The 18,015-nt window shown below is 58.9% G+C and carries 16 protein-coding genes and 1 tRNA gene; 5 read left to right on the forward strand and 12 right to left on the reverse strand.

Annotation, left to right across the window (positions count from 1 at the left end; all coding sequences use genetic code 11):
- Positions 1-103: 103 nt before the first annotated feature.
- Both BLU28_RS10695 and BLU28_RS10700 read left to right on the forward strand, forming a co-directional pair.
- Complete coding sequence (locus BLU28_RS10695; protein ID WP_077985737.1) at positions 104-1,327, forward strand: glycosyltransferase family 4 protein; 1,224 nt, start codon at positions 104-106, stop codon at positions 1,325-1,327.
- Between the two features lie 73 nt (positions 1,328-1,400).
- Positions 1,401-2,873 carry a lipopolysaccharide biosynthesis protein gene (locus BLU28_RS10700; RefSeq protein ID WP_077985736.1) on the forward strand — a complete coding sequence of 491 codons (1,473 nt, stop codon included), beginning with the start codon at positions 1,401-1,403 and terminating at the stop codon, positions 2,871-2,873.
- Positions 2,874-2,910: 37 nt separating this feature from the next.
- Here BLU28_RS10700 and BLU28_RS10705 read toward each other — a convergent pair whose 3' ends face one another.
- The 4 genes from BLU28_RS10705 to BLU28_RS10720 form a co-directional block, all read right to left on the reverse strand.
- Positions 2,911-3,873 (reverse strand): glycosyltransferase family 2 protein, encoded by a 963-nt coding sequence (locus BLU28_RS10705; protein ID WP_077985735.1) that lies wholly within the window; start codon positions 3,871-3,873, stop codon positions 2,911-2,913.
- A 332-nt stretch (positions 3,874-4,205) separates the two neighbouring features.
- Positions 4,206-4,997: a metallophosphoesterase family protein gene (locus BLU28_RS10710; protein WP_022562966.1), complete on the reverse strand. Its 792-nt coding sequence runs from the start codon at positions 4,995-4,997 to the stop codon at positions 4,206-4,208.
- A gap of 209 nt (positions 4,998-5,206) precedes the next feature.
- Positions 5,207-5,812, reverse strand: coding sequence for a transglutaminase-like cysteine peptidase (locus BLU28_RS10715; RefSeq protein WP_077985734.1), 606 nt, complete (start codon positions 5,810-5,812; stop codon positions 5,207-5,209).
- A 120-nt stretch (positions 5,813-5,932) separates the two neighbouring features.
- Positions 5,933-6,232, reverse strand: coding sequence for a hypothetical protein (locus BLU28_RS10720; protein WP_077985733.1), 300 nt, complete (start codon positions 6,230-6,232; stop codon positions 5,933-5,935).
- Positions 6,233-6,544: 312 nt separating this feature from the next.
- Here BLU28_RS10720 and BLU28_RS10725 point away from each other — a divergent pair, with 312 nt between their 5' ends.
- Entirely contained in the window at positions 6,545-7,102 is a 558-nt protein-coding gene (locus BLU28_RS10725) for an HNH endonuclease (protein WP_003585610.1), read from the forward strand.
- Positions 7,103-7,131: 29 nt separating this feature from the next.
- Here BLU28_RS10725 and BLU28_RS10730 read toward each other — a convergent pair whose 3' ends face one another.
- The 3 genes from BLU28_RS10730 to BLU28_RS10740 all read right to left on the reverse strand — a co-directional run bounded on the left by BLU28_RS10730 (position 7,132) and on the right by BLU28_RS10740 (position 8,504).
- The gene (locus tag BLU28_RS10730) at positions 7,132-7,647 is read right to left on the reverse strand and encodes a disulfide bond formation protein B (RefSeq protein WP_003585612.1); all 516 of its coding nucleotides are present in this window, start codon (positions 7,645-7,647) and stop codon (positions 7,132-7,134) included.
- 264 nt (positions 7,648-7,911) lie between these two features.
- Positions 7,912-7,996, reverse strand: a tRNA-Leu gene (locus tag BLU28_RS10735).
- A 133-nt stretch (positions 7,997-8,129) separates the two neighbouring features.
- Positions 8,130-8,504, reverse strand: a complete 375-nt coding sequence (locus BLU28_RS10740) for a winged helix-turn-helix transcriptional regulator (protein WP_077985732.1) — start codon at positions 8,502-8,504, stop codon at positions 8,130-8,132.
- Positions 8,505-8,605: 101 nt separating this feature from the next.
- Here BLU28_RS10740 and BLU28_RS10745 point away from each other — a divergent pair, with 101 nt between their 5' ends.
- Both BLU28_RS10745 and uppQ read left to right on the forward strand, forming a co-directional pair.
- Complete coding sequence (locus BLU28_RS10745; RefSeq protein WP_077985731.1) at positions 8,606-9,310, forward strand: glutathione S-transferase family protein; 705 nt, start codon at positions 8,606-8,608, stop codon at positions 9,308-9,310.
- A 185-nt stretch (positions 9,311-9,495) separates the two neighbouring features.
- Positions 9,496-10,155 carry a polysaccharide biosynthesis GNAT family N-acetyltransferase UppQ gene (gene uppQ / locus BLU28_RS10750; protein ID WP_077985730.1) on the forward strand — a complete coding sequence of 220 codons (660 nt, stop codon included), beginning with the start codon at positions 9,496-9,498 and terminating at the stop codon, positions 10,153-10,155.
- A 45-nt stretch (positions 10,156-10,200) separates the two neighbouring features.
- Here the strand turns inward: uppQ and BLU28_RS10755 are convergent, their stop codons facing one another.
- The 5 genes from BLU28_RS10755 to secA form a co-directional block, all read right to left on the reverse strand.
- Positions 10,201-11,472 carry a GNAT family N-acetyltransferase gene (locus tag BLU28_RS10755; RefSeq protein WP_077985729.1) on the reverse strand — a complete coding sequence of 424 codons (1,272 nt, stop codon included), beginning with the start codon at positions 11,470-11,472 and terminating at the stop codon, positions 10,201-10,203.
- A gap of 8 nt (positions 11,473-11,480) precedes the next feature.
- Positions 11,481-12,896 carry a Wzx-type polysaccharide biosynthesis protein UppV gene (gene uppV / locus BLU28_RS10760; protein ID WP_077985728.1) on the reverse strand — a complete coding sequence of 472 codons (1,416 nt, stop codon included), beginning with the start codon at positions 12,894-12,896 and terminating at the stop codon, positions 11,481-11,483.
- Between the two features lie 57 nt (positions 12,897-12,953).
- Positions 12,954-14,156 carry an acyltransferase family protein gene (locus BLU28_RS10765; protein ID WP_077985727.1) on the reverse strand — a complete coding sequence of 401 codons (1,203 nt, stop codon included), beginning with the start codon at positions 14,154-14,156 and terminating at the stop codon, positions 12,954-12,956.
- Positions 14,157-14,237: 81 nt separating this feature from the next.
- Complete coding sequence (locus BLU28_RS10770; protein ID WP_077985907.1) at positions 14,238-15,131, reverse strand: DMT family transporter; 894 nt, start codon at positions 15,129-15,131, stop codon at positions 14,238-14,240.
- A gap of 135 nt (positions 15,132-15,266) precedes the next feature.
- Positions 15,267-17,984 (reverse strand): preprotein translocase subunit SecA, encoded by a 2,718-nt coding sequence (gene secA, locus BLU28_RS10775; protein ID WP_022562957.1) that lies wholly within the window; start codon positions 17,982-17,984, stop codon positions 15,267-15,269.
- Between the last annotated feature and the right edge of the window lie 31 nt (positions 17,985-18,015).

Below are 18,015 nucleotides of genomic sequence, written 5' to 3' on the forward strand. Positions count from 1 at the left end.
CTTCCTTCGGCCTGGTCGCCGCCCTTTCACGACCGTTCCTTTTGGTCGGTTCAGCGGTACCGGTGCGGAAATATAAATTTTAAAGGATATTGAGCGTAGCCCCATGCGAATCCTCCATCTCAGCAGTCTTTACCCGCCGCATATCGTCGGTGGATGCGAACGCTCGGTCGAGCATCTGGCAGAGGAACTGGTTGCCATGGGGCATACGGTGGGTGCCGCCTGCATAGAGCGCCAGGCCGAGGCGAAGTCGGTGCGCAATGGCGTCAGCGTCTACCGCATGTTCCACAACAATGATTTCTGGCTGGAAGACTGGCCGCAATATACGCCGCAGCAAAGGCGGATGCAGAAGATCAGGCAACAATGGAATTTCAACGTCGAGAAGCAATTCGAGGCGGTTCTTGACGATTTCAGGCCCGATGTCCTCAACACGCATTCGTTGCTCGATGTTACCACGCTGGTGTGGCGGGCGGCGCATAAGCGCCGCATTCCGATCGTGCATACGATTTGCGAATATGACCTGCTATGCGGCAACGCCGCCATGTTCAAAGGTGGCAAACCCTGCGACCATATTCATCTGGGCTGTCAGGTGGTGAATTTCACAAAGAAATTCACACAGCGTTATATCGGCGCGGTCGCTAGCGTCGGTACGGAAATCCTCAGGACGCATGTCAATCACGGGCTTTTCCACCATATTCCGGAAAGCCTGCGGCGCGTCATATTTTATTCCTGCACGGTCCCGGAAGGCGACCCCGTGGCGCGACGACAGATCGACCGCAGCGGCCAGCCCATGACCTTCGGTTACATAGGCCGCATCAATACGGAGAAAGGCGTCGGCAACATGGTCGATGCTTTCAGGGAAATCGGTCATGGCAACTGGCGCTGTCTGGTGGCGGGCCACGCGATGGACGATTCCATTGAGCGCTTCAAGGCGCAGGCCGGCGATCTGCCGATCGAATTCATCGGCTGGGCGAAACCGAAGGAGTTTTTCGAACAGATCGATGTTCTCATCGTTCCCTCGTTCTGGGCAGAACCCTCACCACGCACGATCTATGAGGCCTATGCGATGGGCGTGCCGGTCATCGGCGCCGCCTCCGGCGGCATTCCGGAACTGATCGGCGAGACCAATCATGACTGGCTGTTCGAACCCGGCAATGCTGCCGATCTGGCTGCCCGTATCCGCCGGGTGCTGACACTGTCACGCGAGCAATTGCCGACGGAAGCCGACTTCGGAAATATTGTCGAGGAATCCACTTCACGTCGGGTAGGCGAGAATTATGTGAAACTCTATGAGGACGTCCTGGCAAAAAGCAGGGTCGCGGCGGCATGACGGGCCGCCGACGGCGCGAGCCTGCTCCCGATGCCGTGGGTGAAGGGTTGAACAGGCCGCACTGGAGCCGGCCATGTTGAAAACGAAGGACGATACCCCCGGCCTTGAGAGGCGTTCGGTCACGAGCGCCATGTGGAGCGCCGTCGGCGGTTACGGCAATGTCTTCCTCTCATTTGCAGTTTTTCTTATCCTCGCGCGTCTGCTGACGCCGGATGAGTTTGGCCTCGTCGCCATCGCCACGGTTTTTGTCGATATCATTCTCGTCATCGCGCGCGGCGGATTGCCGGAGGCGGTGGTGCAGCGGCCTCAACTTGAAGAAGACTATGCGGATACAGCCTTCTGGTTCTCCCTTGGCTGGGGCGCTACCTTATGCGTTGCGCTGTCCGTGGCGGCACCGTTCCTCGCCGGCCTGTTCGAGCTCGCGGAACTCGGCCCTGTGTTGATGGCGCTTTCTGCGGTGCTCCTGATCATGGGTGCCGGCAGTATCCATGAGGCCCGGCTGCAGCGGGCGTTCGCGTTTCGAAAGCTGGCAATGCGGGCGATTTTTTCCAACATGCTCGCCGGGGCCATTGCCATAGTTCTTGCCCTCCAGGGATGGGGCATATGGGCCATGGTGGCCCAGCGCCTGCTGGCCAGTATCGCAACGACGATCATGAACTGGCTCGCATCAGGCTGGATGCCGCGCCGCCGTTTCGTCAGGCATTACGCGGCTGACCAATGGAGTTTCGGGTCCAGAATTTTCTCGGCCAGCTTCCTGCTCGCCATGAACCTCAGACTTCAGGAACTGATCGCGGCCATGTTCCTGACGCCGGCTGCCGTGGGTTACATCAGGCTTTCCTGGCGCTGTATCGATCTTGTCAGCCAGTTCGCCGTTATTCCTTTCGGTTCGGTGGCCATGGCGACCTACTCGCAGGCCCATGCACAGAAAGGCTCGGTGGAAGAGGCCTGTCTCGGTTTCATCCGCTTTTCGGGCCTTCTCGCATTTCCCTGTTTTGCCGGCATGGCAGCGGTCGCGCCTATATTCATTCCAGTATTGTTTGGCGAGAACTGGAAACCCGCGGTGCCGGTGCTGCAAATCCTCTGCCTCATTGCCATACCCTTCGTGGTGGAATCCTTCACCTGGGGTGTTCTGGCGGCGATCAAAAGGCCAGGGCTCAATCTCAAAATTTCGGTCCTGCAATTGCTCGCCGGTATCGGACTGAGTTTCCTTGCCGCCCCTTTCGGTCTTTATCCTGTCGCCTGGGCGCATGTCGCGAAAGTATACGGCGTCTGGCCAGTGGGTGTTTTTTATACCCAGCGTTACGGCGGCGTAGAATTCCAGAAAATCATGAGGGTCATTGCCATCCCGCTCGGTGCATCGATCGTCATGGGAGCGTCCGTATTTGGATTGGAGCAGGTCATCGAGGGGAGATTGCCTCCGATCATCTCTCTCGCATGTCTGGTCGTGGTGGGCGCCTGCATCTACGCGGCGCTGATTTTCGCGGCCATGCCCGCGGTCGCGAAAACCTCGGTGGTAGAGTTGCGCAAAATTCTGTCGCGCCGCTGAAGCGGGGCATTGCAGACTATTTCGCCGTCGTGTCCCATCAGGAAAAGGGCAGCGCCCGCAATTTTTCAGGACCGGGAGAGACAGGCCGCGGGCGCAGAATATCCCGGAATGCGGCCGGGTGACGGATGGTTTTTAGGGCAAGAGCCAGCAATTGCCTGTTTTTATAGAGCTTTACCATCTCGGCTTTCACCGGTTCCCGGCGTTGCGACAGATTAAGACGCGCCCTTCGCTCAAGAAGGGCGTTGCGCCCGCCGTCCCCCTGCTGCAGCCGCTCGATGAGCATGTCACTCGAGGCGAGTAAGTGCGCATTATTGACGACTGTCTGCGATGTCGAACGCTGACCCGATACTGCGCCGGTGGGCGTGGTGTATAGATAGAGCGCCTCATCAAGAATGGCTGCCCTGCAGCCGGTGAGAATCAATTCGGCATAAAGAAGAAAATCCTCGCCGACGCGAAATGTGTCGTGGTAGCGAAGATTATTCTCCGTAAGCAATTGCTTGCGAAAAACAGGCTTCAGCCATCCCGCGTGGCTGTGCCGGCCTGGGCCATCGTTCTCGCAGAGACTCCGAATTGTCCATTTCGAAAGCGCGTTCTCCATCGCAAAGGCGGGGCCAACGATGGTATCGGCCCCGAGGTCGTAAAGCAGGAGATTGTCAGCGATCATATCGAGGCCGACACGGTCGGATATTTCCGCCAGCCTTTTCAATCGATCGGGAAGGTAGGCGTCATCGGCATCGAGAAGCGCGATCCATTCTCCCCGTGCATGCTCGATGCCGGCGTTGCGGCATGCGGCCGGGCCCGCATTTTTCGGCTGGCGCAAGACCCGGAAGCGCGGGTCGCGCGCAGCGTGGACGTCTGCCATCTCCGCCGTACCGTCGGTGGAAGCGTCGTCGATGATGAGGGCTTCCCAGTCACCGAAGCTCTGTTGGCCAAGGCTTTCTAGTGAGCGCGCCAGGGTTTTTTCGGAGTTGAAGGCCGGAACGAGAATGGAATAACGCATGAAGCCTCTTGCAGTTGGCTGGCCCTGGACCTGAAGCGACGACCGAGCGGGTTATCTGCTGCTGCGGTTTCGCGTGCGAGGCTTGTGGGAAACGCCCGCGGAGCCTCATCGGGGATCAGGGAAAGTGTTCCTGTTTGTATCGGCAGGTCTGACGGGGGCGTCCTGAATGTTTAAATTATGGCCGGTTTTTCCCGGAAATATGCGGCGGTCATTTTAAGTATCCATCTTTTTTAAAGGCAATTTTCTTCAGGAATAAAGTGAAATTTCTCTCGTCAAAACAATAAACGGTTATTCAAACGACATGTTGTATGGCGGTGACAGAAGCGACGGGGTTACACGATAATCGAAAGACCCGATTCCACGATCTTCAGGACCGTCAGCCTGCCGGTGGTAAAAGCACCGGTATCGATGCCTACCCGTTGCGGCCCGGTTTCCGGTTCCGTCACCGGCGTGTGGCCATGGATGACAAGGAGGTCCAGTCCCGCGCCCTGCGACAGAAAAGGTTCCCTGATCCACAGCATGTCCTCATCGGTCTGCGCTTCGAGCGGCAGACCCGGACGCAGGCCGGCATGCACAAAAATATAGGGCCCGATGCGGGCGTAGATCGGCAGATTGGCCAAAAGCTGGCGGTGAGTCTGGGGAATGGCGCCCAGCAGGGCATCCTTGAAGGGTTGAACCCTCAGGCGGCCCTTTTCAATGAAATAATCAATATCCACACCATAGGACAGAAGCGTCTGGCGACCGCCGAAATCCAGCCAGTGCATGTTTTCGCGCGGGTTTTCGAGAAAGTCGCTGAACAACTGCTCGTGATTGCCGCACAGCGCGATGCGGCGCAGTGGCGCAGGCGGCGGCCGCAGCAGATGTTCGAGAACCCCACAGGAATCGCGTCCGCGATCGACATAATCGCCGAGCAGCACGACAAGGGCGGGAGAGGGGTCGCCGGCCAGATCCGCAAGGATTTTTTGTTCTGCCTGCAAAAGCAGATCGAGACTGCCGTGCACATCGCCGATGGCATAGATCGGAAAGGATGTCAGCCTGTCGCCGAGCTCAACTCTGCGCCGTCTCCGCGCCTCGCGGGGGGCTGGTTGTTTACGACCGCGAATCCAGTTGAGCACCTTGGGCATAGCTGCCGATACTGTCTCCCTTACACGAGGTCAAGAGCGTTGGAAGCTGATGCCGCGTCACCCGCCCGAGACAGGAAGTGCCCGGTCAGAATCGCGCTCCCGGCCCCTGCCGGAGGGCTTCGCCAGAAGCGGTTTTTGCGCGGCGGGGCCTCGATCGGCGAGCGGCAGGATACTCTTTTTCGCCTGCAAAGACCATGTGTGCGTCAGACCTAGAGTTTCAGCCAGACACGCGGGTTTTCGTGCGACTGGATCTTGATCCATTTCAGATCCACGGACTTCCACGGTTTGACGACATTGGTGCGATTGTCCAGCACCAAATCCCCTTCAGTGGTGCTGACCACCAGAACCGCGTGGCCGACACCGCTCGGCGTGCGGGCGGTGGCGATGCGCAGGGCGCCGGAAGGCCAGCCGGCACGCAGCAGGCGCTGCCGCTTGCTCACCGCATAGTCATCGCAATCACCGCTTGTCGGGTTCAGCTTCCATTCGTCTTCGCCCTCCAGTTCGCCAACATAGGTTATTGCGGTGTTGATCTCGGAGTTGATGCGCTGAAGCTCCACGCGTTTCTGTTTGGTCAGTTCGATCGTGTCACGATCACCAATGCGCACGCATTGGTCGGCGGCATTGTCGCAGAATTTGGCAAAGGCGATCGGCGCGATCGTGGGACGGCTTGTCGTCATGAATTGGCCGGGCCGCGAGGCCGACGGGTTTTTCGCGAGGCCGCCGAGCTGAACGGCCGGTGCCGTCGTCGCCACGCCTGCCGCCACGCCGATGGCAATGGCCAGACTTGCCGCCACACGGGTTGTTTTCTTCGCCATGTTCTTGCCCCTGCACAGTTGTTTTCCTTATGCCCGGGAACATAGCGATGCTTTCTTGCAGGCCATTTAAGTCGATAGATTGCTTTTTAGTGAAATCCCATTTTTCTCGCGGGAATGCCATCAGTTGCAGCGTGTTCGGCCTTCGGCGTCGACGATACATGTCTGCTGCGGCACGCTGGTTCTCCGGTCGCGCCGCGTGTCCGGGGAGACGCGGCCGGCGGGCGGCCTGTCGTAACTGCGGGGCACTTCGAAATTTCGCCCGCCTATCGTTCCCTGCGCACCACCGCGGCCATCCGGCGCGATCTCGAAATTCTGATATTGCTGGGCAAGTGCCGAACCCGCCAGGCAAGCGGCAAAGATCCATGCGCCGCTCGCAAGGGCCGCCCGAAATGCTGCTGTTGGGTGCCGATGCGCGGTCATTCCGTTTCCTCCGGGGCGCGCGAATGGTCGTCGCCGGCAGCGCCGTTTTCATCTCGCCGTATCGCTGATCATATCATTGATGCTGCAGCTATCGTGAGAAGGATTTGAGGGTTCCGGCGCATGGAATCGCCCGCCGCTGTCTCGTCGTGCGGCCGCCCGATCCATCGGCCTCTGCCTGCCTCACCGGAACATAAAAGGGCCTTTTTCCCGCTGAAAAATTAAGCTCTTCTCCGCTGCATTTATAGGCTTCACAATCCTGTAACAACGGACCTAATATACAAGTGCAGATGCCGAATCGCTCAGGAGAAGCCCTTGACGATTGCAGTTTCACCACAGGCCCTGCCGGCGCTCGTTCTGAACGCAGACTATAGGCCGCTGAGTTATTATCCCTTGTCGTTATGGTCCTGGCAGGACGCGATCAAGGCCGTCTTTCTAGACCGTGTGAACATCATTGCAGAATATGATCATGCGGTGTCGTCACCCAGCTTTTCCATGCGGCTGCCGAGCGTCGTCAGCCTCAAGACCTATGTGCAGCCCACCCGCAACCCCGCTTTCACACGCTTCAACGTCTTCCTGCGGGACAAGTTTGAATGCCAGTATTGCGGGACACGGGACGAATTGACCTTCGACCATGTGATTCCCCGCGCGCATGGCGGCGAAACCACCTGGCACAATGTCGTGGCGGCGTGCTCTCCCTGCAACCTTAAAAAAGGCAGCAAGCTTCCCAAACAGGCGGGCATGTTCCCGGCGCAGAAGCCTTTCCAGCCGACGGTTCAGGACCTGCACAATAATGGGCGTCTGTTTCCGCCCAATTATCTGCATGAAAGCTGGATGGACTATCTTTACTGGGACACCGAGCTGCAGCCCTGAGCTTTCAGGACTGCAAGGCGGTTTTCCGCTTAGCGGCTTTTACGGCTTGCGCCGAAAAAGGCGACTGCCGCAAGTGCCAGACTTGCGATGACATTCCATCCGGCGAACGACAGGCCGAGGACGCGAAGTGCTGCATCATTGCAGGAAGGCGCCTTGATGGCGTTGAGGTTGCCCAACAGGTCGCCGGCATTGGTCGTGATGGAAGGCGCCCCGGTGGCGCAGGTAATCGGCCCCGCCCAGAAACCCCATTCCACACCCGCATGATAGACGCCGAGGCCGGCCCCGATCAGCATGGCCACGCCGATAAGGGCAAGAAGCAGCCGTGTTATTTGAACCGGCAATTTGAAAATGCTGGATGCAATGGCCAAGATGCCAAGCGGAATGGCATAATAATAGGGATCGCGCTGTAGCAGGCACAGCGCGCAGGGCGTGTAACCGCCAATATGCTGGAAACCGAGGGCTGAGCCGACGGTAAAGATCATTCCCGCCGTGACGCCAAGAGCGGCGAGTGTGCGGCTGTTATCGGCGGATGTCGCATTGGCCATGTAAATTTCCCCAAACTTCGCGAAGAAGCAGATATCCCGAACGGGCTTTCAAAAAGGCGGGCGTGATGGCGAAATTAAGTCGCCGATCTCTATGAATGTTACGGGATTCGTCTAATCCAGTCCTCTGCAACTGGCAAATGAAAGCCTGGTAAGAAACGGAGGCGGATAAGCAAGCTTTCGTGAGGACACCAGCCTCTACGCAATCCATCGAAACGGCTTTGAAAAAAGCACCTGGAGCAGGGAAAAATCGAGATGGGTAGGTAATGGTACCCCAAGCCGGGATCGAACCAGCACTCCTTTCGGAACCGCATTTTGAGTGCGGCGCGTCTACCAATTCCGCCATTGGGGCAACGGTGGTAATGTCACGGCGTCTATCACGGGCGAGACCCTGCGTGCAACCCCAAAAGCTGGAAATTTGCGCGTTTGAGCGTGTAACTTCGCGCCTTTCAAATGGCAGCTCATCGTTGCCATTCCCTGGAATTTTAAGCGTTTCGCTGTGCCTGAGCACCAGGTAGGGCGTGGCCGGGCGGGCCGCTGGCTTCCGGTATGGCGCTCGTCGTTTCCCACCATTGGCCGAGAGAGTCGATCAGCGGTACAAGCGTGTTGCCCGCGGGGGTCAGGTCGTATTCGACGCGCAACGGATAACCCTGAAACTCTGTCCGTTGAACGATGCCGGCGTCTTCCAGTTTGCGCAATTCCAGTGTGAGCATCTTATGCGAGATCGTCGCGTTGTCCCTGCGCAGATCGCTGAAGCGTTTTGTGCCATCCTTCAGGTAGTAGATCAGGAGCGTCGGCCAGCGCCCGCTCAGCACCTGCATGACCTCCTCGATGGGGCAGCGGGATACAAGGTCCTTCATCAGTGCCTCGTGGTTACAAAAAGGTTCGTAATTTACTTGGCGCCGCCCGGCGCTAAGTTCAACCCGCTGCGCAGCGCCCTCGAAACTGAGAGTATGGAAAAATGGAACCGATTTTACTTTATGGCTTCCCGGCGGGAAGTTCGATGGGGCTTGTCGCGGCGCTTGAGTGGCTTGGCAAGCCGTACAGGCTTTGCCGGGTGGATATGCTCGGTGAAATGCGGCAGGCAGCCTATAAGCGTATCAATCGACGCGTCGAAACACCCGTCCTTATCACGGACAGGGGCGAGATACTGACCGAGACGATGGCGATCGCTGCATGGCTGGAAACACGCGACACCGAGCGGCGTATCAGTTTCGATCTCCATTCACGGGAGGCCGAGCTGATGCACCAGTTTATGGCGTTCATCAACACCGGCTTCACCGGCGCTTTCACCCCGCTGTGGGTTGCGCTTGAGATGGAGCCGCCGAACCCGGCCCTGCAATCGGCTCTTCGGCAGTATGGAACGGACGCCGTCATCAGACGGCACGACCTGCTGGAGGAGATGATTGGCGTCACCCCCTTTGCAATCGGCGACAGGCCGAGCCTCGCGGATGGAATCCTGGTCGGTGTCGCCCGCTGGCTGGAGATTCACGATGTGGCTGACCCGGGCCGGTGGCCAAAGCTAGCCGCGTTGCGCAGGCGTCTCGAGGCTGATCCCGCTGTTGTCTATGCGAGTGGCCTGGAACGTGGAGAGCCGGCTAAAGGCAATGGAAGCTGCCGGGGCCATGTTGATCTCGCAACGCTTGTCGAACGGTTCGGAAACTGACGAGGGCAGCGTGGACGGATTTTACCGCCCACGCTGTCTCGAAATGATACATCTTCGGTTGCGTTTTCATGATAATTTTAGATAGTTCTAATAAATTAGTATGTACGCAATTGCTAATTGAATTTATAATGACCGGGTGGAGTTTCCACGCGGGGCGGGAGTAGCCAACTCATAGGGAGGAAATTATGAGGGCTTTTTCTCGCAATTTATTATTGTCTGCCTGCCTGATCCTGCCGGTCAACGCCCACGCGCTGGACATAGGGATCGGTGGAGAGAATGGGGTTAATGCGAGCGTGGGTGGTAATGGCAGCGGTGGGCTCGGGGTCGATGCTTCCGTCGGTGGCAGCGGCGGCGTCAACGCCAGTGCCGATGTCGGCGGCAGAAGCGGCGGCGGATTGGGCGCGGATGTCAACGCTTCGGTTGGTGGCAGCAATGGGGTCAATGCGGATGTCAACGCATCCGTCGGCGGTTCCAGCGGGGTCAATGCGGGCGTGAACGCCTCCGTTGGCGGCTCCAACGGCGTCAATGCCAATGTCGGCGCAAATGTCGGCGGATCCAGCGGCCTGGGCGTTGATGTCGGTCTCGGCATTGGCGGTTCAGGTTCTGCGGGCAATCCCGGTAATCCGGGCAATCCTGGAAACCCGGGCAGTCCGGGAAATCCGAACAATCCCGGCAAATCGGGGCCGGTAACGCCTGGCGCCATGCGTAACGCCATTCAGGCTTATAACGACATGTCGCGCACCGAGCAGATCAGGCTCGCCCGGCGTTGCATCGATATTCTGGGTGGTGGATACGATGCAGCTTTGACGCAATTGTGCAAGATGATCCGGACGGCCTCGCGCTGAAGCTGGACCCAACAATCCGGAGGATGCCGTTGGCGTCCTCCGGCCTCAGTTGCCCTTGCGACCAAAGGACAGGATTTTCTGCCGCAGGCTGCGGGCGAGGTTACGGGTGTTGCGATACATGTCCACGTGCGTGGAAACCTGTCGAACGTCCCTGTCACTGTTCTGGGTGAGCCCCACGACAAGCGTGCCCATTTCCTGCCGTTCCTGCCAGAAGCGGCTCATGACAGGATGATCGGGGACGGCGCAGCTGTCACTGCGGAGAATATTGGCGTCGTCCAGATGCCAGTCGGTCAGTTTCTGTACCAGCAGCTTGCCGGGCGAGAATTGCGCGTAATTCTCGTCGAAGGCGGTTTTCCACGTATAGGCCTCGCCAGCGGTGATGAAGACGATCATGGAGGCAATGGCGCTTCCGTTGAGATCGATGGTGTGGATACGCACGGCATCGGCTTCGGCCAGGTTGGTGATCGCCTCACGGGCGAAGGCCGCACGATACCGGTCGTTGACCAGCGCGGTGCGTTTGCGGCCCTTCCAGCCGCTTGCCTCCAGCGCCAGAAATTCCTCCATGCGGTAGCGTATATCCTTCGGCTGGCGGGCAACAGTGTAGGATAACGCGCCCAACCTCTCGAGCTGTCGCCACTGCCGGCGCATTTCCCGCAAATGATGCGGGGCAAGGGCTTTTTGCAGATAAGCCTGGCCATCGAGCAGGCTTTCCAGCATCGGCCGGTGATAATGACCCGTCGTCGTCACCGGCAGGTTGCGGCTGAGCGCGATGGCTCGGAACATGCGGGCAAAAGGCCCCTCCAGCCGCACATCCGGCAGAACCAGAACATTCGGCAGCCGCATGTCCCGGTCGGAAAGGGCGTCGAAAAGGTTATCGAGGGTCTCGGCCGCCCCTTCGGTATCAACCAGCGGCGTCCCGAGCGGCCCGAAAGGATTGGCCCAGACGCGAATAATGGAAGGACCAATGGAAAAACCCGGCTTTTCAACGGTAAAAGGCATCAGAAACCGCATGCGGCTTCGGGCGCCGTTCTCATCGCGAATGAGGGCGAAGCGCACGGTCTTGTCGTCGATACGCGGCATGGCCGGAGCAAGAAGCCGGCCGGTGAAAAAGACGTTTGCCTCCATGACGCGGTTGGAGAGAAAGTCGAGTTCCTCCTGCATGTCGTAACCGAGCTGCCCCGGATAGATGCAGAATTCACGGCCTTCCCGGCCCACACGCCGGCTGCTGTCCGCCACCGGGCGATCACGCTCCGCAGACGCCATGAGCGCCGCGATGCGCGGGTCCTGAAAATCCGGATTCTTTGGATCGCTGGACATGCTTATCGTTACACCGCCTTACCAGTGTTTTGACTCGCCCGGGGGTCGTTGAAGGCAAAAAGGACGATCCCGAGTGTACGGCGTATGGCAACATGCAATAGCACAGCCTCTATGGACATGGCTATCGCCACCGCTGCCGCGGCGCCTGTCAGACCATAGACCGGAATGAGCGCCATGTTGAGTGCAATGTTGCAACCGAAGATGATAATATAAAGCATCACGCACAATTTTTGTTTGCCGGCCATATTCAGCAGTGTCTCTCCTGGGCCGATGAGCGCTTTTGCCAGGAACCCCGCAAACAGGAAGAACATCAGCTCGTAACCCTCTACGAAGCCAGGACCGAACAGCGACAGCAGGAATGGCCCGGCCAGAAGCACCACGCTGCCAACGGCGAGAGACGGCCAGAAGGCCCAACGTGCGGCCTGGCTGGCGAAGCTCGCAAGCCCCGGCCTGTCATTGGCCGAAATCAGCGCCGCGAGACGTGGTGCGGCCGCCGCCTGGACGGAAAAAAACACAAACTGCATCAACACGATGGTTTTCGCCGCGGCGAAATAGATGCCGACCTGGTCCGGCGGCAGATAAAGGCCGACGATCACCACATCGGAATTGGTCATCAGAAAACCGATGCCGTCGATCAGAAAGACCGGAAAGGCAAACCTGATCCAGTGACGAAAATGAACCCTTCGGGCGGCGCTGCGGAAATGTCGGTTGAGCCGGCGGTTCAGCAAGACGAAGTGAAAAATGGTGGTGACATAAGTTGCGAGAAGCGCCGTCAGCATGGCCGTCGTCGCAGTCTTTTCGGCTCCCAGGGCAATGGCCACCAGCATGAACAGGAGGATCAGCACGGGACGTACGATATAGGTGGGGCTAAGGGCAGAGATGGCCCAGCCATTGGCGCGCGCCGTGCCGTTCAACACATCGCCCAGCGCCACCATCGGCAGGGTGAAAAGCGCCAGCGAGACAGGAATGAGATAATAGGCGGCGATGCGCTCGCCAAAGAAATACAGAAAGATGAAACCGCAAAGCGCCAGCGTGCTGGCAGACAGCATGGCGAACACGCGGGCCGTCGAGGTCAGCCCTATGATCTTGTCATGGGCATCTTCCAGACGGTAGCCGGGCAGGAAGCGGATGACGGTGGTGTGAAAGCCGAGACAGGAAAGATTGCCAAACAGGATTACCAGAACCCACACGAAGGCGAAGAGGCCATATTCGAACTCGCCCATCAGGCGGGCAAGCATGATCTGCGATATGAAGGCGATGCCGGCGCTGACGATACGCACCGCGAAGGCGACGAGCGCCATGCGCTGTGCCCGTGCAACCTCGTCCCTCGCGGAGGCAATGAGGGCGATTTTATCGCCCAGCGGCGAAATCTTCGCGCGCAGGCCTGCGGGTAAGGCTTTTTCCGCCGTGCTGAGGATAGCCATGATCCACACGCCATTATTTCCAGTTGAATGGGCAGGCCGATTGTAAGCCCTTCATCCTTAACGAAGCGTTTGGGAGGCGGCTGCGCCTGTCCTGATGTCACTCGCTTCCCGCGGCTTGCGGATGCCATTGAAGAGGAACAGAGCCAACGGGCTGCGGCGTATCGCCTGGTGCAGAGAGTAAGCCGTGATGGTCGTGGCTGCGACGATGATGGTGAATTCAACGAGTGGCGGCAGGGAGATGAGAATAAAAAGCGTACCCAGAACGTAAATCAGCGGGTGGTGAAACAGATAGATAGTGAAGGACGCATCCGTCATCCGTCTGGCAAACCGGCTTGGCCGGTCGAAATACCGGCAGGCGAGGTCGATCAGCAGGCGGCTCACCGTTACTGCGGCAATTGCCGACACCAGCACGAGCAGGGCCGAATTCGAAAACGGGGTTTGCAGCCTGAGTGTCACTGCCGCCGCAATGGCGGCCGTCGCTACGATTGCCGTGAGAATACCGGTCTGGCGAAAGCGGTGAAAGAGGGTCCGGTCGCGGTGGAGCAGGGCTCCGACAAGGAAGAAGGGCAGGTAGCGCCCATAGGGGTCGGAAGCGCGCTCATAGAGAGAAAGCAGGCTGCTTTCGGTTTCTGCCGCAATCAGGCTGGAACCATATATCGCCAGCTCCCATAAAATGGGCAGGATGCAGAGTGCGGCGAAAAACACCCCGGCATGTCGCCGCCGCAGGCTGTCGAGCCTGTCTACTGCGCGCGCAAAAGGCGGACGTTTCAGAAGATACAAGAGAGCGGCAAGCACCACGGAATAGGCGATGAGAGCGGGCAGGAACCACAGATGCATGATCCATTGTTCACTCGGGCGCAGCAGACCCGGCAGGCTCTCAATCAGTCCTTCGGCTGCAATCTCGCCTTTGGCGATACCGGCCAGTCGCAACAGTAAAAGCTGCAGCGGCCCGAGCAGAACGAGCGTCACGACGAAGGGCACGCCGAGGCGGAGGAAACGTTGTCTGAGCCAAGGCATTTTGCCTTTTTTGCCGATGACCATGGTGGAAAAATACCCGGCGACCAGAAAAAACGCCGGCATTCGGAAGGTGACGAGCCCGGCACCAAGCGCGGTCAGGAGCGTGCTGGTCTCAAAATCCTTGATGTCCCAGGGCAAGGCGTAGCTATAGAGCAGTGAGGCATGATAGGGAATGCCGAGCAGCATCAGAAGCGCTCGCAACGGGTCCCAGTAATGTTCATAATCTGAACTGCTCGGTTGCATTTTCTCCTCGCGTCGCACATGCGATCACGCGTGATCTGCGCTAGCCGACACGACTATTGGTGGAAAACGCTAACAAACCCTTCATGCGCCGGCCGGTGTGGGCGGAGCCTTCTTTTTGGGTAGAAGATCGAGCACCAGCGCGCAGCCGAGGATAATGATGCCCGCGCCGAAGAGCTGAGGCAGCGACAGCGGCTCATCCAGCACGAGGGCGCCGATAAGCACCGCCACAACGGTGACTGCAAACTCCACACTGATGGCCTTTGTCGCGCCGATAACCGAGACGAGGCGGAAATAGGTTATGTAGGTGAGGCCGCTCATGACGATGGCCTGGATGAGCAGGTATAGGTAGTCGATCGGCGCGGGAATGCGGGGAATCGGAACTGCCAGCAGCAGTGGCAGCGTCATGATACCACCGGTCATGAATGAGCCGATGGTAATTTCCCATGAACCCACGCCTTTGAGATACCTGCTGGCATAATTGCTGCCGAAGGCCGCGCAGATGCAGGCGGCGACACAGGCGATGCAGCCGATGACAAAACCGGTCGTGACGGGTACGGCGGGAAAACCCACGAGCAGCACAATGCCGCCGAAGCCCAAAACCAGCCCCACGACACCTTGCCTCGTCAGTCGCTCCAGCCCCCAGACCTGCGAGATGAGCATGGAAAAAAGCGGGATGGTCGCGACCAATATTGCGGACATGGCGGTCCCGACAAGTGGCGTGCCATAAGAAAGGCCGATCAACTGGCCGGCAACGGTGGTTGCGCCCACAATGGCAAAGGCTTGCCAGCTTGCCGAAAACGCCAGTTTGCGTCGCGCAGTTCTCGCGATCAGGAAAAGAGTGGTGGCGGTCACCAGTGACCGCAACGTCACTGCGCCGATCCAGCCGAACGCATCCACAACCTGTAGAAGCAGGAGGAAGGACGCGCCCCATGCGAGTGCGAGAAAAACATAGGCGGCAAGATCGCGAGGGGCCATGGCAGCATTTTCCGGAGGATGATCCAGCTCCCATATTGGAAACCGATCATGCCCGTCAACAACAATGAATTGCGCAAAGAAAATCGCCCGCAACCTGGGTTACGGGCGATGGTCTTCATCGGATATGCGCGGCGTTCAGGCCTGTTCGTAAACGCCGTGGCAGTGCTTGTATTTCTTGCCGGATCCGCAGGGGCACATTTCATTGCGGCCGATACGGCCCCAGGTGGCGGGGTTGTTCGGATCGCGCTCCTCGGCCGGCACGAAGGCGGCAGGCGTCGCCTGCAAGCCCTGAGCCATTTCATCCTCGCCCGTGTTCGGGTCAAGGTGATGGGCAGTCATTTCCGGCAGTTCCGGCTGCTGCGGCTCCTGCTGAACCAGTTCCACACGCATCAGCTGGGCGGTCACGGCTTCGCGCAGATTGGCGAGCAGCGCCTGGAAGAGTTCGAAGGCTTCCGCCTTGTACTCCTGCAGCGGGTCGCGCTGCGCATAACCGCGGAAACCGACGACGGAGCGGAGATGATCGAGGTTGACGATATGCTCGCGCCACAGATGGTCGATCGTCTGGAGAATGACCGAGCGTTCGACATAGGTCATGATCTCGGGGCCGAAACGTTCCGCACGCTCGGCGGCGTATTTGTCGGCGGCCTCGGTGACGCGCTGGAGAATATCGTCTTCGGCGATGCCTTCTTCCTTCGCCCACTCTTCCACCGGCAGGTCGAGGTTGAGGAACTGGGCGATGCCGGCCTTCAGGCCTGCAATATCCCACTGTTCGGCATAGGCATTTTCGGGAATATGCTTGGTGACGAGCATTTCGATGACTTCGTGACGCATATCGGCTGCGGTTTCGCCGATATTATCGGCTTCCATCAACTCAAGGCGCTGATCGAAGATCACCTTGCGCTGATCGTTCAGCACGTCGTCATATTTCAGAAGGTTCTTGCGGGTCTCGAAGTTGCGGGCTTCGACCTTCTTCTGGGCGCGTTCCAGCGCCTTGTTGATCCACGGATGGACGATGGCCTCGCCTTCCTTGAGACCCAGCTTCTGCAGCATCGAGTCCATGCGCTCGGAACCGAAGATACGCATCAGGTCGTCCTGAAGCGACAGGTAGAATTTCGAGCGGCCCGGGTCGCCCTGACGGCCGGAACGGCCACGCAGCTGGTTGTCGATACGGCGGCTTTCATGGCGTTCGGTGGCGATGACGTAGAGGCCGCCGGCGGCCAGCGCCTTTTCCTTGAGCACCTTGATTTCGGCGCGAATCGCCTGTTCCTTCGCATCGCGCTCCGGACCCGGCTCCATGCCTTCCAGCTCGCGCTCGAGACGCATCTCGACATTGCCGCCAAGCTGGATGTCGGTACCGCGGCCCGCCATGTTGGTGGCGATGGTGACGGCGCCCGGCACACCGGCCTGCGAGACGATATAAGCTTCCTGCTCGTGGTAACGGGCGTTCAGGACCTGGAAGTCGGAGAAACCGGACTGGCGCAGGAGATGTGCCAGAAGCTCGGATTTTTCAATCGACGTCGTGCCCACCAGAACCGGCTGGCCGCGCTCATGCGCTGCCTTGATCTCGGTAATGATCGCCTGGAATTTCTCTTCGCCGGTGCGATAAACCTCGTCGTCTTCGTCGATACGCTGGATCGGCAGGTTGGTCGGCACCTCGATGACATCGAGGCCGTAGATGTTGCCGAATTCTTCCGCTTCCGTCGCTGCCGTACCCGTCATGCCGGCCAGCTTTTCATACATGCGGAAATAATTCTGGAAGGTGACGGAGGACAGCGTCTGGTTTTCCGGCTGGATCTGTACCTTTTCCTTGGCTTCGAGAGCCTGGTGCTGACCTTCGGAGTAACGACGGCCCGGCATCATGCGACCGGTAAATTCGTCAATGATGACGATTTCGTCGTTGCGGACGATGTAGTCCTTGTCGCGGGTGAAGAGCTTGTGGGCCTTCAGCGCATTATTGATGTGGTGGACGATCGCGACGTTCTCGACATCGTAAAGCGATTCGCCCTTGAGCAGCCCCGCCTGCCGCAGCAGGTTTTCGAGCTTTTCGGTGCCTTCTTCGGAGAAGTTGGCCGAGCGCTGCTTCTCATCGATTTCGTAATCTTCCGGCGTCAAGAGCGGAATGAAGGCGTCGATGGTATTGTAGAGATCGGAACGGTCGTCCAGCGGCCCGGAAATGATGAGCGGCGTGCGCGCCTCATCGACCAGGATCGAGTCGACTTCGTCGACGATTGCGTAGTTGTGGCCGCGCTGAACCATCTGGGCGCGGTCATATTTCATGTTGTCGCGCAGGTAATCGAAGCCGAGCTCGTTATTCGTCGCGTAGGTGATGTCGCAGGCATAGGCCTCGCGGCGCTGGTCGTCGTCAAGGCCATGAACGATGACGCCGGTGGTGAGGCCGAGGAAGCGATAGAGCCGGCTCATCGTGGCGGCGTCGCGCTGGGCGAGGTAGTCGTTGACGGTGACGACGTGCACACCCTTGCCGGCGAGCGCGTTGAGGTACACCGCAAGAGTGGCCACCAGCGTCTTGCCTTCACCCGTTTTCATCTCGGCGATGGCGCCGCCATGCAGGATCATGCCGCCTGTCAGCTGCACGTCGAAGGGACGCATGCCGAGAACGCGGCGCGATGCTTCGCGGGCCACGGCAAATGCCGGGATCAGCAGGTCGTCGAGTGTCTTGCCGTCTGCCAGCTGCTGGCGGAACTCGGCGGTCTTGGCCGCCAGCGCTTCGTCGGAGAGCGCCTTGGTGGCTTCTTCCAGCGCATTGATGGCTGCGATCTTGCTTTTATAAGAGCGGACGCGGCGATCATTTGCCGAACCGAACAACTTGCGGGCTATTCCGCCGAGACTGACCATCTTACTGGCCCTTTCTGAAATTCCGTTTTGC

The sequence above is a fragment of the Agrobacterium pusense genome (assembly GCF_900102105.1).
GTDB classification, from domain to species: Bacteria; Pseudomonadota; Alphaproteobacteria; order Rhizobiales; family Rhizobiaceae; genus Agrobacterium; species Agrobacterium pusense.

Bases quoted from the DNA above. Each gene is read 5' to 3' on its own strand.
- BLU28_RS10765 (WP_077985727.1), bottom strand. From the start codon at position 14,156: ATGCAACCGAGCAGTTCAGATTATGAACATTACTGGGACCCGTTGCGA.
- BLU28_RS10730 (WP_003585612.1), bottom strand. From the start codon at position 7,647: ATGGCCAATGCGACATCCGCCGATAACAGCCGCACACTCGCCGCTCTT.
- BLU28_RS10705 (WP_077985735.1), bottom strand. From the start codon at position 3,873: ATGCGTTATTCCATTCTCGTTCCGGCCTTCAACTCCGAAAAAACCCTG.
- BLU28_RS10710 (WP_022562966.1), bottom strand. From the start codon at position 4,997: ATGCCCAAGGTGCTCAACTGGATTCGCGGTCGTAAACAACCAGCCCCC.
- BLU28_RS10695 (WP_077985737.1), top strand. From the start codon at position 104: ATGCGAATCCTCCATCTCAGCAGTCTTTACCCGCCGCATATCGTCGGT.
- BLU28_RS10745 (WP_077985731.1), top strand. From the start codon at position 8,606: ATGGAACCGATTTTACTTTATGGCTTCCCGGCGGGAAGTTCGATGGGG.
- uppV (WP_077985728.1), bottom strand. From the start codon at position 12,896: ATGGCTATCCTCAGCACGGCGGAAAAAGCCTTACCCGCAGGCCTGCGC.
- BLU28_RS10700 (WP_077985736.1), top strand. From the start codon at position 1,401: ATGTTGAAAACGAAGGACGATACCCCCGGCCTTGAGAGGCGTTCGGTC.
- BLU28_RS10715 (WP_077985734.1), bottom strand. From the start codon at position 5,812: ATGGCGAAGAAAACAACCCGTGTGGCGGCAAGTCTGGCCATTGCCATC.
- BLU28_RS10770 (WP_077985907.1), bottom strand. From the start codon at position 15,131: ATGGCCCCTCGCGATCTTGCCGCCTATGTTTTTCTCGCACTCGCATGG.
- BLU28_RS10720 (WP_077985733.1), bottom strand. From the start codon at position 6,232: ATGACCGCGCATCGGCACCCAACAGCAGCATTTCGGGCGGCCCTTGCG.
- BLU28_RS10740 (WP_077985732.1), bottom strand. From the start codon at position 8,504: ATGAAGGACCTTGTATCCCGCTGCCCCATCGAGGAGGTCATGCAGGTG.
- BLU28_RS10755 (WP_077985729.1), bottom strand. From the start codon at position 11,472: ATGTCCAGCGATCCAAAGAATCCGGATTTTCAGGACCCGCGCATCGCG.
- secA (WP_022562957.1), bottom strand. From the start codon at position 17,984: ATGGTCAGTCTCGGCGGAATAGCCCGCAAGTTGTTCGGTTCGGCAAAT.
- uppQ (WP_077985730.1), top strand. From the start codon at position 9,496: ATGAGGGCTTTTTCTCGCAATTTATTATTGTCTGCCTGCCTGATCCTG.